The sequence below is a fragment of the Bradyrhizobium xenonodulans genome, assembly GCF_027594865.1.
GTDB classification, from domain to species: domain Bacteria; phylum Pseudomonadota; class Alphaproteobacteria; order Rhizobiales; family Xanthobacteraceae; genus Bradyrhizobium; species Bradyrhizobium xenonodulans.
This window is the reverse complement of record NZ_CP089391.1, coordinates 6,669,829-6,683,881: the sequence shown is the minus strand read 5'-3', so window position 1 is coordinate 6,683,881 and position 14,053 is coordinate 6,669,829. Positions and strand designations below refer to the sequence as shown.

15 protein-coding genes are annotated in these 14,053 nt (G+C 63.5%); 10 read left to right on the top strand and 5 right to left on the bottom strand.

Annotation, left to right across the window (positions count from 1 at the left end):
* Window positions 1–52: 52 nt before the first annotated feature.
* The 4 genes from I3J27_RS31825 to I3J27_RS31810 all read right to left on the bottom strand — a co-directional run bounded on the left by I3J27_RS31825 (window position 53) and on the right by I3J27_RS31810 (window position 3,814).
* Window positions 53–490, bottom strand: coding sequence for a hypothetical protein (locus tag I3J27_RS31825; RefSeq protein WP_270162813.1), 438 nt, complete (start codon window positions 488–490; stop codon window positions 53–55).
* Between the two features lie 127 nt (window positions 491–617).
* Entirely contained in the window at window positions 618–1,406 is a 789-nt protein-coding gene (locus tag I3J27_RS31820) for an SDR family NAD(P)-dependent oxidoreductase (protein ID WP_270162812.1), read from the bottom strand.
* 70 nt (window positions 1,407–1,476) lie between these two features.
* Window positions 1,477–1,917: a DUF2846 domain-containing protein gene (locus tag I3J27_RS31815; protein WP_270162811.1), complete on the bottom strand. Its 441-nt coding sequence runs from the start codon at window positions 1,915–1,917 to the stop codon at window positions 1,477–1,479.
* A 232-nt stretch (window positions 1,918–2,149) separates the two neighbouring features.
* Entirely contained in the window at window positions 2,150–3,814 is a 1,665-nt protein-coding gene (locus I3J27_RS31810) for a methyl-accepting chemotaxis protein (RefSeq protein WP_270162810.1), read from the bottom strand.
* A 324-nt stretch (window positions 3,815–4,138) separates the two neighbouring features.
* Between I3J27_RS31810 and I3J27_RS31805 the strand changes: the two genes are divergently transcribed.
* The 6 genes from I3J27_RS31805 to I3J27_RS31780 all read left to right on the top strand — a co-directional run bounded on the left by I3J27_RS31805 (window position 4,139) and on the right by I3J27_RS31780 (window position 7,945).
* Window positions 4,139–4,504: a nuclear transport factor 2 family protein gene (locus I3J27_RS31805; protein ID WP_270162809.1), complete on the top strand. Its 366-nt coding sequence runs from the start codon at window positions 4,139–4,141 to the stop codon at window positions 4,502–4,504.
* 163 nt (window positions 4,505–4,667) lie between these two features.
* Window positions 4,668–5,072, top strand: a complete 405-nt coding sequence (locus I3J27_RS31800; RefSeq protein WP_270162807.1) for a YciI family protein — start codon at window positions 4,668–4,670, stop codon at window positions 5,070–5,072.
* A gap of 58 nt (window positions 5,073–5,130) precedes the next feature.
* A complete protein-coding gene (locus tag I3J27_RS31795) occupies window positions 5,131–5,496 on the top strand; it encodes a YciI family protein (protein ID WP_270162806.1) in 366 nt (121 codons plus the stop codon).
* A 127-nt stretch (window positions 5,497–5,623) separates the two neighbouring features.
* On the top strand, window positions 5,624–6,364 hold the full coding sequence (locus I3J27_RS31790; RefSeq protein WP_270162805.1) for a TetR/AcrR family transcriptional regulator: 741 nt from the start codon (window positions 5,624–5,626) through the stop codon (window positions 6,362–6,364).
* A 121-nt stretch (window positions 6,365–6,485) separates the two neighbouring features.
* Window positions 6,486–6,977: a DUF2852 domain-containing protein gene (locus I3J27_RS31785; protein WP_270162803.1), complete on the top strand. Its 492-nt coding sequence runs from the start codon at window positions 6,486–6,488 to the stop codon at window positions 6,975–6,977.
* 200 nt (window positions 6,978–7,177) lie between these two features.
* On the top strand, window positions 7,178–7,945 hold the full coding sequence (locus I3J27_RS31780) for a serine acetyltransferase domain-containing protein (RefSeq protein ID WP_270162801.1): 768 nt from the start codon (window positions 7,178–7,180) through the stop codon (window positions 7,943–7,945).
* Between the two features lie 229 nt (window positions 7,946–8,174).
* On the opposite strand, the gene ggt is transcribed toward I3J27_RS31780, so the two are convergent.
* Window positions 8,175–9,911, bottom strand: coding sequence for a gamma-glutamyltransferase (gene ggt, locus I3J27_RS31775; protein WP_270162800.1), 1,737 nt, complete (start codon window positions 9,909–9,911; stop codon window positions 8,175–8,177).
* 529 nt (window positions 9,912–10,440) lie between these two features.
* On the opposite strand from ggt, the gene tolQ reads away from it, so the two are divergent.
* From tolQ to tolB, 4 genes are read left to right on the top strand one after another with little or no spacing between them, the layout of a single operon-like run.
* Window positions 10,441–11,157, top strand: coding sequence for a protein TolQ (tolQ, locus tag I3J27_RS31770; RefSeq protein ID WP_254116151.1), 717 nt, complete (start codon window positions 10,441–10,443; stop codon window positions 11,155–11,157).
* A gap of 43 nt (window positions 11,158–11,200) precedes the next feature.
* Window positions 11,201–11,650: a protein TolR gene (gene tolR / locus I3J27_RS31765; protein ID WP_270162799.1), complete on the top strand. Its 450-nt coding sequence runs from the start codon at window positions 11,201–11,203 to the stop codon at window positions 11,648–11,650.
* 4 nt (window positions 11,651–11,654) lie between these two features.
* Window positions 11,655–12,614 (top strand): cell envelope integrity protein TolA, encoded by a 960-nt coding sequence (gene tolA, locus I3J27_RS31760; protein ID WP_270162798.1) that lies wholly within the window; start codon window positions 11,655–11,657, stop codon window positions 12,612–12,614.
* Window positions 12,615–12,637: 23 nt separating this feature from the next.
* Complete coding sequence (tolB, locus tag I3J27_RS31755; protein ID WP_270162797.1) at window positions 12,638–14,008, top strand: Tol-Pal system beta propeller repeat protein TolB; 1,371 nt, start codon at window positions 12,638–12,640, stop codon at window positions 14,006–14,008.
* The last annotated feature ends 45 nt before the right edge of the window (window positions 14,009–14,053 follow it).

Here is a 14,053-nt window from a genome sequence, read left to right as displayed (position 1 = left end):
GCCGGACAGCGGCGGATTCAACCCGGTCATACCGCTCGCGGCCGCCTGATCCTCACCGGCAGCGCGGATAAATCGCGGCAAGGTCGCGTCCCTTCAGCAGAAGCAATCTGGACGAGAGGCCGCCGTGGCGGCTGATCCAGTCGCGCACCGGCCCGGGATAGGCTTCCAGCACCGCCTCGGATGCCTCCGGCTCGGCATAGAAGCGCCCGCGCCGGTCGACCGAGCGCGCTGCATGGAAGCCGAGCACGGCGCGTTTCGTCACACAGATGCGCTCGCCCGGCACGATGCTCAGCACCAGCGTGCAGGCGGACAGGCAGGGGCCGTCGATCACCACGCGCTCGCCGCTTGCGCGCACCTTCTCGAACAGATCGAGGAACGGCCCGACCTGTCCACCCGGCGACTGGATGATGCGGATTTCGGCCGTGGCGGGCGCCGCGCTGAAGAGTACGGATGCGAGCATCAGGGCTTTGAGGAAGGGGACGCGTCGCATGAAGCCTCCAAGGGCGCTGTGACGTAGGGCGGGCAAAGCGTCGCGTGCCCACCATTGGCGCCGCAAAGTCGGGATGAATGGCGGGCACGGCGCTTGCGCGCCTTTGCCCACCCTACAAATCCCGTGCCTACCCGTTCCGCCGCTCGCCGCGCAGCGTCGGCAGGCCGATGCCGGCTGCATCGAAGCCGCCATCAACGGCCAAAATTTGGCCGGTGATGTAGCTCGATCGCTCGGAACACAGGAAGTAGATCGCTTCGGCGAGTTCCTCTTCCAGACCGTAGCGATTGAGCGGAATCGCGTCGTGATAGTCGGCGCGGATCTCCCTTGTGTGCACCTGCTTTGCCATCGCGGTGTCGACCGGCCCCGGCGCGACCGCGTTGACGCGGATGTTGAGCGAAGCGAGCTCGACCGCGAGTTGCTTGGTCAGATGCGCAAGGCCCGCCTTGCTGGTGCCGTAGGCCGAGCGCAGCGTCGAGGCGCGCACCGCCGAGATCGAGGTGATGTTGACGATGGCGCCGCCGCCCTGCTCGCGCATCAGCGGCACGGCCGCCTTGGTGCACAGGAACGGGCCGGTGAGATTGACCGCCATGATCCTGTTCCAGTCGGCGTCGCTGGTCTCCAGCGCCGGCGCGAACACGGCGACGCCGGCATTGTTGACGAGAGCGTCGAGCCGACCGAAGCGGGCCGTGACTGCGGCCATCGCAGCTCCCACGGCCGCCGCGTCGGACACATCGCAGGTGATCGCCAGCGTGTCATCGGGATTGTTCAGCGCCGCCGCCGCGCTCGCCTGCTGCTCTCCCTCGATATCGAGCAGCGCCACGCGCCACCCGTCGGCGAGAAAGCGCTTCGCCGTCGCCAGCCCAATCCCGCGCGCAGCGCCGGTGACGAGGGCAACTTTGGAGGGAGAGGAGGTCATGACGCGGTCCTTTACTCTGGCCTGCGGCATGACAGTTTAGTTGGTCCCGTGCAAGGGATCCAAAGAGGAATCAGAATTTGGTGCCGACATATCTGAGGCGGCTGATGTCGGATTGTCCCTGCTCGGGGAATTCAAGCGTCGGCGTGACATGGCCGACGAGGATGCCGGGTGTCACTGCTGTCTTGATGTACTTCGTCTCGCCCGCAGCCAGCTGGAACGTAACCGCATTTTCGACCTCAGTGGCCGTTGTTACGGCGTATTTCCCCGGGGGGCGGTCGACAAAAGAGAACCCGCCGGGCACAGACCTGCCGACGACTTCATTGTTCATCCGAATCTCGGGCTGAACGGCCGACCCTGCAAATTCGCCCGGCCGGGTGAAGTAGACACGGCCCAATCCCGGCTTCAATGGTGGCAGCTGCAAGGGCGGTTCATCAAGACCACGTGGGCTCGCGCAACTCGCCAACAAAAATCCGACAAGCAAAAGGGGCAGCGCCCCGATCTTCGATCTCATAAGAACAGTCTCAGCCCCAAATCGACGGCAAACCGCGAACGGCTAACGATAGCCTCGCTGTTTCCTCATCCCCGTGGCGCAATAGGCCATACACGCATTGATTGTGCAACCATTTTTCGATCGGCAAGCACAGCAATGATGAATTGCCGACCATCCACGTCATTCCATGCCGTGCCGGCCACGCCGATCTCGATGCTTGGCGAAGGGCGGGCCAGGCGGCGATGGAAGCCGCCTACGACAGCTCCGCCGACGCGCGCTGCATGTTGGCCGACATGTCGGCCGTCACGATGCTCTGCTCCTCGACCGCTGCGGCGGTGGAGGCGATATACTCGTTGACATTGGCGATCGCGGCCTTGATTGCGGTCAGCGAGCTCGCAACATCACCGGAAATCGTGTTCAGCGCGTCGATCTCGGACGTGATCGTGTCGGTGGCCTGCTTGGCCTGGTTGGCGAGGCTCTTCACCTCGGACGCGACCACCGCAAACCCCCGACCGGCCTCGCCCGCACGCGCCGATTCGATGGTGGCATTGAGCGCGAGCAGATTGATCTGGCCGGTAATCCCCGAAATCATCTCGACGATGCCGCTCATCGCCTGCGCTGCCGCGTTCAGTCGCTGCGCCTGGTTATCCGCGGCCTCGACGCGAGTCGTCGCCACCTTCGATGTCTCGCGCGATTTCGTCATGGTCTCGGAGATCTCGCGAATCGAGGCGCTCATTTCTTCGCTGCCGGCGGCGACGGCCTCGATCAGCCCGCGCGCATTGTCGGCCTTCTTGCGACCGATTGCCTGCGCGGTAATGTCGGTGGCGTATTTCACCACCTTGTAGGGCTTTCCGTTGAGGTCCAGAATCGGGTTGTAGGAGGCCTGGATCCAGATCTCGCGGCCACCCTTGGCAATCCGCTTGTATTCTGCCGCCTGGTATTCTCCGCGATTGAGTGTTTCCCAGAACTGACGATAGGCCGCCGAATTCTTGTCGCTCGGCTCGACGAACAGGGAGTGGTGCTGCCCCTTGATCTCGGCCAGCGAGTAACCCATCGCGTTCAGGAAATTCTGGTTGGCGGTGCGGATCGTGCCATCCATGTTGAATTCGATCACCGCCTGCGACTTTTGAATCGCGGCGAGCTGGCCGTCATTGTCGGCCGCCTTCATCTTTTGCGCGGTGACGTCGGTCGCGAACTTCACCACCTTGAACGGCCTGCCCATATCGTCGAGGATCGGGTTGTAGGTGGCCAGGATCCATATCTCCTTGCCGCCCTTGCCGTACCGCTTGTACTCGGCGGCCTCGAACTGGCCGCGGTTCAGCCGCGCCCAAAAATCGGCATAGGCCGAGCTGGCGCGATCCTCCGGCGTCACGAACATGCTGTGGTGCTTGCCTTGGATCTCGTCGAGCGAGTAGCCCACGACGTTGAGGAAATTCTCGTTTGCGGTGAGGATGGTGCCGTCCATGCTGAACTCGATCACGGCCTGCGCACGGCTGATCGCGGCGATCTTGCCCGCGTCCTCCATGGTCCTCATCTTGTAGGCCGTGATGTCGGTGGCGAACTTGATGAAGCTGATCACCTTGCCGCTCTCGTCGCGCAGCGGCGCGTAGGAGGCGTGGACCCAGACTTCCTTGCCGTTCTTGCCGAAGCGCCTGTATTGGGTGGTCTGGAATTCGCCGCGGTTCAGGCTGGCCCAGAAGTCGCGGTAGCGCGCGCTCTCCCGCTCGGCCGGGCTGACGAAGATGCTGTGATGCTTGCCCTTGATCTCGGCGAGCGTATAGCCGCTCATCTTCAGGAGGTTCTCGTTGGCATCGAGGATGGTGCCGTCGAGACCGAATTCGATCACAGCCTGCGACCGGTCGAGCGCCTCGACCTCTGCAACTGCGTGCCTGACCTTCTTGCTCTGGAAATTGAACAATTGTCACTCCGTAAGATTCGAAGGCGGCTTCAATGAATCAGGGCGCCGTCTCGGATGACCCAAAAGTTGCACATGCCCGTTGAGCAACTGTAAACCCTTGCAAAGACCTGCGGGCTTTCCAGAGTTTTCCATGCGGGGCGCATCTCATTCAGGTTACGAACGTTCTCGATTCATATTCACGTCTGAATTCATAAACTGGCAGCGATGCAGCCGTAGTTATACGGGCGCGATTTGGGCATGCCGCATGTGCGCGGCTGCAGACAATTGTCGGCATCGTCGGTTGTGCATCGTCTTGCAGGGAGTTCTCTCCCCGGAGGTTGACCAATGCCCGATGATCCCGACCGCCTGATTCGAAACCTCTTCGCCGCCTATCTCGCCAATGATCGGCAAGGCGTCGCCGACGCATTGGCCGAGGATTTCCGCTTCACCAGTCCGTTCGACGACGATCTCGACAAATCGGCCTATTTCGAGCGTTGCTGGAAGGGCACCGGCTGGATCGCGCGGCACGACATCGAACGGATTTTCGTCCGGGGCGACGAGGCCTTCGTCACCTATCTCTGTCTGGCGACAGATGGCAGGAGCTTTCGGAACACGGAGTTCTTCACCTTCGCCGGCGGCAAGGTCCGGCGCATCGACGTCTATTTCGGCGCTGCCCGGCAGGACGGCCGCTTCCTCCCGCAGCCGCGCTAGCACGGCATCATGCCCCGAAATAATTTCTGTTTCCGTGTCGGTTCCGTACGGGTTCGTTCGTCTTGAAGGGGAGCGGCGCCGGATCGGCCTGCCGTTCCCAGTCATTTACGGATCTGCGCCTCGCGGCGCCCTCCGGAATGACCGCGAAGACAAGGAATGCTCCATGCGATTCATGATGCTGATGATCCCGCTCGGCTACGAGACCGCGCCGCCGGACGTGCAACTCGATCCCGAACGCGTCGCGGCGATGATGCGCTACAACGAGGCGCTGAAGGATGCCGGCGTGCTGATCACGCTCGACGGCCTGCATCCGCCGTCAATGGGTGCGCGCGTCTCGTTCGCGACCGGCGCGCCTGTGGTGACCGATGGTCCTTTCACTGAAGCCAAGGAAGTCTTGGGCGGCTACTGGATGATCGAGGTCGCCTCGCGGGAGGAAGCGATCGCCTGGGCGAGGAAGTGCCCGGCCTCGCCGAACGAAATCATCGAGATCCGCCAGGTGCAGGAGATGGCCGATTTTCCGCCGGAGGTGCAGGCGGCCGCCGCCGGCTTTGGCGAACTGAAGAAGTAGCCGCAGAGGTCGCGATGACATCGCGGCTGCCGTCAACCGATCAACAAGGAGAGAACCGATGAGCACCGAACACAAATTCCTCGCCGTCTATCTCGGCAGCATGAGCGGCGAAAAAATGAAGGCCTGGCACGCGCTGCCCGAGGCCGAACGGAAGGCGAGGGAGCGGGAGGGCATGGCCGCCTGGCACGGCTGGGTCGAGAAGCACAAGGCCGTCATCGTCGAACTGGGCGGCCCGCTCGGCAAGACCCGCAGGATCGACGCGAGCGGCATCGCCGAGATCAGCAATGCGCTGACCGGCTTCACCGTGGTGCGGGCCGCCTCGCAGGAGGAAGCCGCAAAACTGTTCGAGAACCATCCGCATTTTGCGATCTTTCCCGGCGAGGCGATCGAGGTCATGCCGGTCCTGGCGATTCCGCAGATGTAGCCTCGGACGTGGGCGTTTCCGGGCCGATGCGGGCGCATCGGCCCGGTGAGCCGTCGAATTACGGGGTTAATCACAACCCGCTTCCCGCTAGTGACCTTCTCGCCCAGCTCATGTAAAGGTCGTTCACATGAGCTGGCGCAAGGAGCAGCGCCGCGCCGAGCGCGGCTATCACCACGGCAATCTGAAGGAAGCCCTGTTGCAGGCCGCCCTCGGGTTGATCGCCGAGAAGGGCGCGGCCGGCTTCACCTTCGCCGATGCCGCGCGCATGGCCGGCGTCAGCGCTGCGGCGCCTTACCGTCATTTCCGCGACCGCGACGAGCTGTTGTCCTCGATCGCGCAGCGCGGCTTCGAGCAGTTCGAGGCGCGCCTGACCGCGGCCTGGGACGACGGGCGGCCCGATACGGTCACGGCGTTCGAGCGTGTCGGCAGGGCCTATCTCGCCTTCGCCCGCGACGAGCCGGCCTTCTACAACGCGATGTTCGAATCCGGCCTGCCGGTCGATGCCAATCCGGCGCTCCAGGCTGCGAGCGAGCGCGCTTTCAACATCATTCGCGCTGCCGCCGAGCGGCTTGCGGCACTGGCGCCGCCAGGCACGCCGCGCCCGCCGGCGATGATGATGGCGCTGCACATCTGGTCGATGGCGCATGGCGTCGCCTCGCTGTTCTCGCGTGGCGATGCCGCGCGCCGGAAACTGCCGATGTCGCCGGACGAGCTGCTGGAGGCCGAGGTGCTGATCTATCTGCGCGGCCTCGGCTTCCCGACCGACCGCCGGCCGTCTGCGAAGGGCGCCGAGCCGCCGCCGATCCCGCCGGAGGCTCCCTCCGGTTCAGGCATGCCGCCGGGCGGGCCCTGGGGCAAGCCGAAATAAAATTGCGCGAATAATCACGCGGGCGTGTCAGGCGGCCAGCTTGACAAAATCGCGGGATGGTCTAGCTATGTAAATGTTATTTACATTCACAACGGCGCTGGTGCCGTGATGGAGATGGGAAATGGCCTACACCGCTGATGTCAATCGATGGCGCGGCCCTTCGGACCAATACCAACAATATGAGCGTCCCCGCATGCTGGACACGCCCTGGCATCCCGGCTGGATCGCCGTGACCATCCTCGGCTTCATCATCTGGTGGCCGATCGGACTTGCCCTTCTCTTTTTCACACTCGGGAGCAGAAGAATGTCGTGCTGGAGCAATCAGGATCGCTGGCAGAACAAGATGGAGCGGATGCAGTACAAGATGGACCGCATGCGCGGCCGCATGGAGCGCCATGGTTTCGGCTTCGGCTTTGGTCCGCCGACCTCCGGCAACCGCGCCTTCGACGAGTACCGCTCTGAAACGCTGCGCCGGCTCGAGGAGGAGCAGGTCGAGTTCAAGAACTTCCTCGACCGTCTGCGTCACGCCAAGGACAAGGAAGAGTTCGACCAGTTCATGGCCCAGCACAAGACGCGCCCGACCCCGCCGCCGACCGACCAGCCGCAAGGCTGAACTGAAAAGGCTGAACTGAAAAGGCTGATCTGGAAAGGTTGATCTGGACACCTCTCAAAGCCTTCAGGCGCATGCCCCCAAAGTCCTGATGGCCCCGAGCCGCCCGCCTGCGCAACCCGCAGGCGGGCGGTTTGGTTTTGGCGCCTTGATCCGGACCGCCTATATTCGCCGTCACGGGTAGCGACAGACCGGAGGCGGCGATGGCCAAAGCTGCGATCAAGGCAAGCGACAGTCTCTGGCAGGAGATCCGCGGCGAAGCGGAGCGTGCCGTGTCTGCCGATCCGGTCTTCGGCAAGGCCGTTGCCGATGCCGTCCTGGCCCATGACGATTTTGCGGCTGTGCTCGCCGACCTGATCGGACGCAGGCTTGGCCAGGATGCGGCCGCGCGTGCGCGCTTCGCCGCCTTTTCCCGCGCCGCCTTTCACGGCCAGCCGGGCTTGATCGAGATCGCCGGCTGCGATTTGCAGGCCATCGGGCGCAGCGATCCCGCCATCGCCGGGCTGTTGCCGCCGCTGCTGCATTTCAAGGGCTATGTCGCGCTGCAGGCCTGGCGCGTCTCGAACTGGCTCTGGCGTCATGACCATCGCGACGCGGCGCTGCTATTCCAGAACGAGGCGTCGAACCTGTTGCAGGTCAGCATTCATCCGGCCGCACAGATCGGCTCGTCGGTCTATCTCGACCACGCCACCGGCATCGTGATCGGCGCGAATGTGATGATCGGCGACGAGGTCACCATCCTCCAGAATGTCAGCATCGGCCGCAGTAGTGACCTGCCGGCGCGCTCGCCGCGCATCGGCCGTGGGGTCTATATCGGCGCGGGCGCAACGATCCTCGGCGACATCGGCATCGGCGCATTTGCCAAGATCGGTGCCGGCACGGTGGTGACATCGAACGTTCCCGGCGGCTGCACGGCGGTCGGCAATCCCGCACGGCTGACCAACTGCCCTGAGCCTGCCACTGCGGCTTGAGCCATCAAGGAGATCCGAGGGCAGCCTGATCGACATCGAAGGCATCGTCGATGCCTTCGCCTTCCTGTACCGCCAGCCCGAACGTGCCTGGTCGTTCGAGCTCGACGTGCGGACCTCCAAGGAGAAGTGGTGAGGCACTCCGCCGTCTCCAGAGCCGTTTTCGTTCCGATGGAATCACGGCTCTGGATTCTTGTTTTGACGCGTTTTCTTGACGCGAACCGGCGTCCATCTAATACCCGGCGGCCTGCCCCGAGTTGCGGCGGGGATCGTTGGCGCCATAGTAGCGGTTGTTGCCGACCTGCTTGCCGTTGAGTGACGGCGCGCCGACGATGATGACTGCCAGATGGTTGGCCGGCTGCGGCGGTCCGAACTTGTGGCCCATGCCTTCCAGAATCTTTTGCGTGTCCGGCGACAGGGCATAAGTCTCGACGTTGGTCAGGTCCGGCAGCCATTGCTGGTGGATGCGCGGCATGTCGACCGCTTCCTGCGCATTCATGCCGTAATCGATCGCGTTGATCATGGTCTGCAAGACCGCCGTGATGATGCGGCTGCCGCCGGGTGTCCCCACCACCATGACCGTCTTGCCGTCCTTGGTGACGATGGTCGGGCTCATCGAGGACAGCGGCCGCTTGCCGGGAGCGATGGAATTGGCCTCGCCCTGCACCAGGCCATACAGGTTCGGTACGCCGACCTTGGCGGTGAAGTCGTCCATTTCATCGTTCAGCAGGACGCCGGTCTTGGCCGCCGTCACCTTGGCGCCGAACCAGTCGTTCAGCGTGTAGGTCACCGATACGGCGTTGCCGTCCTTGTCCGCGATTGAATAATGCGTGGTGTTGCTGCCCTCATGCGGCGCAACGCCCGGCTTGATGTCCTTGGAGACGCCGGCCTTGTTCGGATCGATCACGGCGCGGATCTTGGTCGCGTAATTCTTGTCGAGGAGGCGGTCGAGCGGATTCTTCACGAAGTCCGGATCGCCGAGATAGCTGTTGCGGTCCACGTAAGCGTGCCGCATGGCTTCGATCTGCACGTGCACGGCCTGCGCGGAGTGGTAGCCCAGCTCCTTCAGTTGATAGCCCTCCAGGATATTGAGGATCTCGCAAATGACGACGCCGCCCGAGCTCGGCGGCGGCGCGGAGATCACATGGTAGCCGCGATAGTCGCATTCGACCGGGGCGAGCTCGCGGGTCTTGTAATTGTCGAGGTCATCCTGCGTGATCAGGCCCTTGCCGGCCTGGCTCGATGCCGCGATGGCGCCGCCGACCCAGCCTTTGTAGAAGCCATCGGTGCCTTTGCTGCTGATCTCGCGCAGGGTCTTGGCGAGCTCCGACTGCGTCAGCTTCTCGCCCACCCGGAACGGCTGACCGTTATTGAGGAAAATGGCGGCGGAGGCGGGATCGTCCCGAAAATCCTGAGTGGCGGTGAGCAACAGGTCGATGTCGCCCTGGTCCAGCGCAAAGCCCTGCTCGGCGAGCTGGATCGCGGGGGCGAGCAGGTCGGCGCGTTTCATGGTGCCGTATTTTTCGCGCGCATATTCCATGCCCGAGACGGATCCTGGAACGCCCACGGCGAGATGTCCCTTGGTCGAGATGCCCTTGATGACGTTGCCATCCTTGTCGAGATACATGTTGGCGGTCGCGCCCTTGGGCGCCGTCTCGCGGAAGTCGAGAAAGGTCTTGCGGCCATCGGCGAGATTGATGGTCATGAAGCCGCCGCCGCCGAGATTGCCGGCTGCCGGATAGACGACGGCCAGGGCATAACCGACAGCCACAGCGGCATCGACGGCGTTGCCACCGCGCTTCAGCACGTCGACGCCGACCTGGGTCGCCAGATGTTGCGCGGAGACGACCATGCCGTTTTCGGCGGCGACCGGCGCAACCGACGCCGCGCGCGCGGGGCCGAACGCGACGAAGCTGACCGATACGATCGCGGCGAAGATCCACCGCACATGGGTTTGTGGTTTCGGCACTGGACGCTCCTCAGGCTGGGCCGGTGATACCGGCACGTTGTTGTTCGCGAGCGCAGCCTATCAGCTCGTGGAACGGTATCCGACAGCCTCCTTGCTGTTGGAAGTGTCCACGATGTGTCCGAACACCCGTCTGAACAGCCGTAAGGGGAAGGGAACCGGCCGCATTGCGGGGCCCGCAGCTCCCTATCCGGCAACGCCACGCGACATCCTGTCTCGCACCCCGCCGTCCCCATCCCCCTGCGCGGCCTACCTTTCCGGCAGCCAAATTCGCCCATGGTAACCGCACGTTAACCATCGGCGGGCTCTGGTAATTGCGGACAGTCACGCCCGGAGCCGAGCTTGAGGCCCATAGTTTTGACATCTTGGCAGGGAATGCAGGCGGCCGGCTTTGGATGAGCCCCTGCACCCCAGAAAGACAAGGCTTTGAGCGGGCTTGCCGGCCGCGCCGGTTTGCGCGGCTGTTGGGGAACCGGCAGCCATTTGCTTGCCGGAGACATCAGGTAACGATCGCCTTGAGAGGATACTGCTTATGAATCCGGCCGACGTGGCTCAGTCAGCCCTTCCGGTTGCCGCTTCCGCGGACGTGTCGCTGATCGCGCTGTTCTGGCAGGCTCACTGGATCGTGAAAGGGGTCATGCTGGGGCTTCTCGCCTGCTCGGTGTGGGTCTGGGCCATCGCCATCGACAAGATCTTCCTTTATGCGCGCACCCGCCGCTCGATGGACCGCTTCGAGCAGGCCTTCTGGTCCGGCGAGTCGATCGAGGAGCTCTATCGCACCCTGTCGGCCAAGCCGACGCATTCGATGGCGGCCTGTTTCGTGGCGGCGATGCGCGAGTGGAAGCGCTCGTTCGAGAGCCACGCGCGCTCGGTCGCCGGCCTCCAGATGCGCATCGACAAGGTGATGAACGTCTCGATCGCGCGCGAGGTCGAGCGCCTGGAACGCCGCCTGCTGGTGCTCGCGACCGTCGGCTCCGCCGGCCCCTTCGTCGGCCTGTTCGGCACGGTCTGGGGCATCATGTCGAGCTTCCAGTCGATCGCGGCGTCGAAAAATACCTCTCTGGCGGTGGTGGCTCCCGGTATTGCCGAAGCGCTGTTTGCGACCGCCGTCGGCCTTATCGCCGCCATTCCTGCCACTATTTTCTACAATAAGTTCACCTCCGAGGTGAACCGGCAGGCCCAGCGACTTGAAGGCTTCGCCGATGAATTTTCAGCCATTCTCTCCCGTCAGATCGACGAGCGAGGCTGACGGACGGCATGTATAGTGTGAAGGGCAATTTGGGCATTCGATCATGGCGATGAACGTAGCGAGTTCGTCCGGAGGCGGCGGACGCCGTGGCCGGCGCAAGCCGGTCGTGGCCGAGATCAATGTCACGCCGATGGTCGACGTGATGCTGGTGCTGCTCATCATCTTCATGGTGTCGGCGCCGATGCTGACGGTCGGCGTGCCGCTCGACCTGCCGCAGACCCAGGCCAAGAGCCTCGAAAACAACGACCAGAAGCCGCTTCAGATGTCGGTCGACATCAAGGGCAAGGTGTTCATCAACGACGCCGAGGTTGCGATCAACGATCTGGTGCCGAAGCTGAAGGCGATCACGGACGCGCGCGGCGGGCTCGAGGAACGCATCTATCTGCGTGCCGACAAGAAGGCAGATTACGGCACGGTGGCCAGGGTCATGGGCCTGTTGTCGGGGGCAGGCTTCAAGAAGCTGGCGCTCGTCACCGAGGCGGATCAGGGGTAAGCCAGTGAGGGTGAACGTCGACAAGACATTCGTTGCGTCGATTGCTCTGCACATCCTCGTGCTGGGATGGGGGCTGGTCACCTTTAGCAGCAAGGCTTTCATCGCGCCGGAAGAGTCGCTTCCGGTCGACATCATCTCCAGCGATCAGCTCGCGAAGATGATGTCGGGGCAGAAGACCGGCGACAAGAAAGAGCCGAAGCCCAAGGTCGAGAAGATCGCGGAAGCCAAGCCCGAGGAAGATGCCGTCGGCAAGGTCACCGAGAAGAAGGAGCTGATCAAGACCAACTCGCAGCCCGAGCCGCCGCCGAAGCCCGTCGAGAAACCGGTCGAGAAGAAGCCCGAGCCGCCCAAGCCCGTCGCCGAGGCCAAGCCGAAGGAAGAACCGAAGCCACAGGAAAAGAAGCCTGATCCGGCCAAGGAAGATCCGATCGCCGAGCTCCAGAAGAAGATGGAGACCAAGAAGCCGCCGCCGAAGCCCGTTGAGCAGAAGGTCGCGGCGGTGCAGCCTCAGCAGCAGCCGAAGCCGAAGGAGCGCTCGTTCGACCCCGCGCAGATCCAGCGCGATCTCGACAAGCGTTCCGCGACCCGGCACGAGCTCTCCGGCGCGGCGCTGAATGCGTCGGCGGCGCTGGGATCGACCACGGGAACGTCCGCCAACAACGTCGCGACCTGGCAAGGTGCATTCCAGGGTGCGGTCAAGCGCTGCTTCACGCCCACTTACAACGGGCAGGACGCCAACCTGTATGAAGCCGACATCGACATTCCCATGAAGATCGACGGCTCGCTCGCGTCCGAGCCAGTCATCGTCGCAGTGCGAGGACCGTCACGGTCGATCGCCCAGGCTGTGGCGGAAAGCGCCAAGCGCGCCATCGTGCAGTGTCAGGTCTATTCATTCTTGCCGAAACAGCAATACGACACCTGGAAGCTCATTCCGATGACTTTCGGTCTGAAAGACATGTTGTGACATCCGAACAAAAGAATTTTGCAATGAATGACGTGAGTTCGATGAACCGCCGCCGCTTCATGACCCTGACCGGATCGACGCTCGCGATGCTCGGGGGCGGACGTGTCCTTGCTCAGGCCCAGCCCCAGCAGGGGCGGCTCCGCATCGATCCCACCGAGTTTCGGCCGATTCCGATCGCGATCTCCAACTTCGTGCCGGGCTCTCCCGCCGACGGCGATGTCAGCAACGGCGTCACGCAGGTCATCACCAACAATCTGAAGCGCTCGGGCCTGTTCGCCCCGATCGACCAGGCTGCCTTCATCGAGCGCATCAGCAACATCGACGTCGCGCCGCAATTCCAGAACTGGAAGACCATCAACGCGCAGGCGCTGGTCACCGGCCGCATGACGCGGGGGCAGGACGGAAGGCTCAAGGCCGAATTCCGCCTCTGGGACGTGGTCACCGGCCAGCAGCTCACGGGACAGCAATATTTCACCTCGCCGGAATATTGGCGCCGCATCGCCCACATCATCTCCGACCAGATCTATGAGCAGATGACCGGCGAGAAGGGCTATTTCGACAGCCGCGTCGTGTTCGTCGACGAGACCGGGCCGAAAGAGCGCCGCGTCAAGCGGCTCGCGATGATGGACCAGGACGGCGCCAACGTGCGCTACCTGACCCGCGGCTCCGACCTCGTGCTGACGCCGCGCTTCTCGCCGAACTCGCAAGAGATCACCTACATGGAATTCGGCCAGGGCGATCCGAAGGTCTATCTCTTCAACATCGAGACCGGCCAGCGCGAGATCGTCGGCAACTTCCCCGGCATGACCTTCGCGCCGCGCTTCTCGCCGGACGGCCAGCGCGTCATCATGAGCTTGCAGCAGGGTGGCAATTCCAACCTGTTCGCGATGGATCTGCGCTCGCGCTCGACCACGCGCCTCACCGACACGCCGGCGATCGACACGTCTCCGTCCTACTCACCGGACGGCACCCGCATCTGCTTCGAGTCCGATCGTGGCGGTCGCTCGCAGATCTACGTGATGTCGGCAGGCGGCGGAGCGGCGCAGCGCATCTCCTTCTCCAAGGACGACACCAACGCCAGCTATTCGACGCCGGTGTGGTCGCCGCGCGGCGATTACATCGCCTTCACCCGTCAGGGCGGCGGGCAATTCTCGATTGGCGTCATGAAGCCTGACGGCTCCGGCGAGCGGCTGCTCACCTCGGGCTTCCACAATGAAGGCCCGACCTTCTCGCCGAACGGCCGCGTGCTGATGTTCTTCCGCGATCCAGGCGGCAACGGCGGACCGTCGCTGTACTCCGTCGACATCTCCGGTCGCAACGAGCTCAAGGTGCCGACGCCGGGCTTCGCTTCCGACCCGGCCTGGTCGCCGCTGCTGTCCTCGACACCCGGCTAAAGCGCGATGAGATTACGGTGAATAGTCATCGCGCTTTAGGTTGTT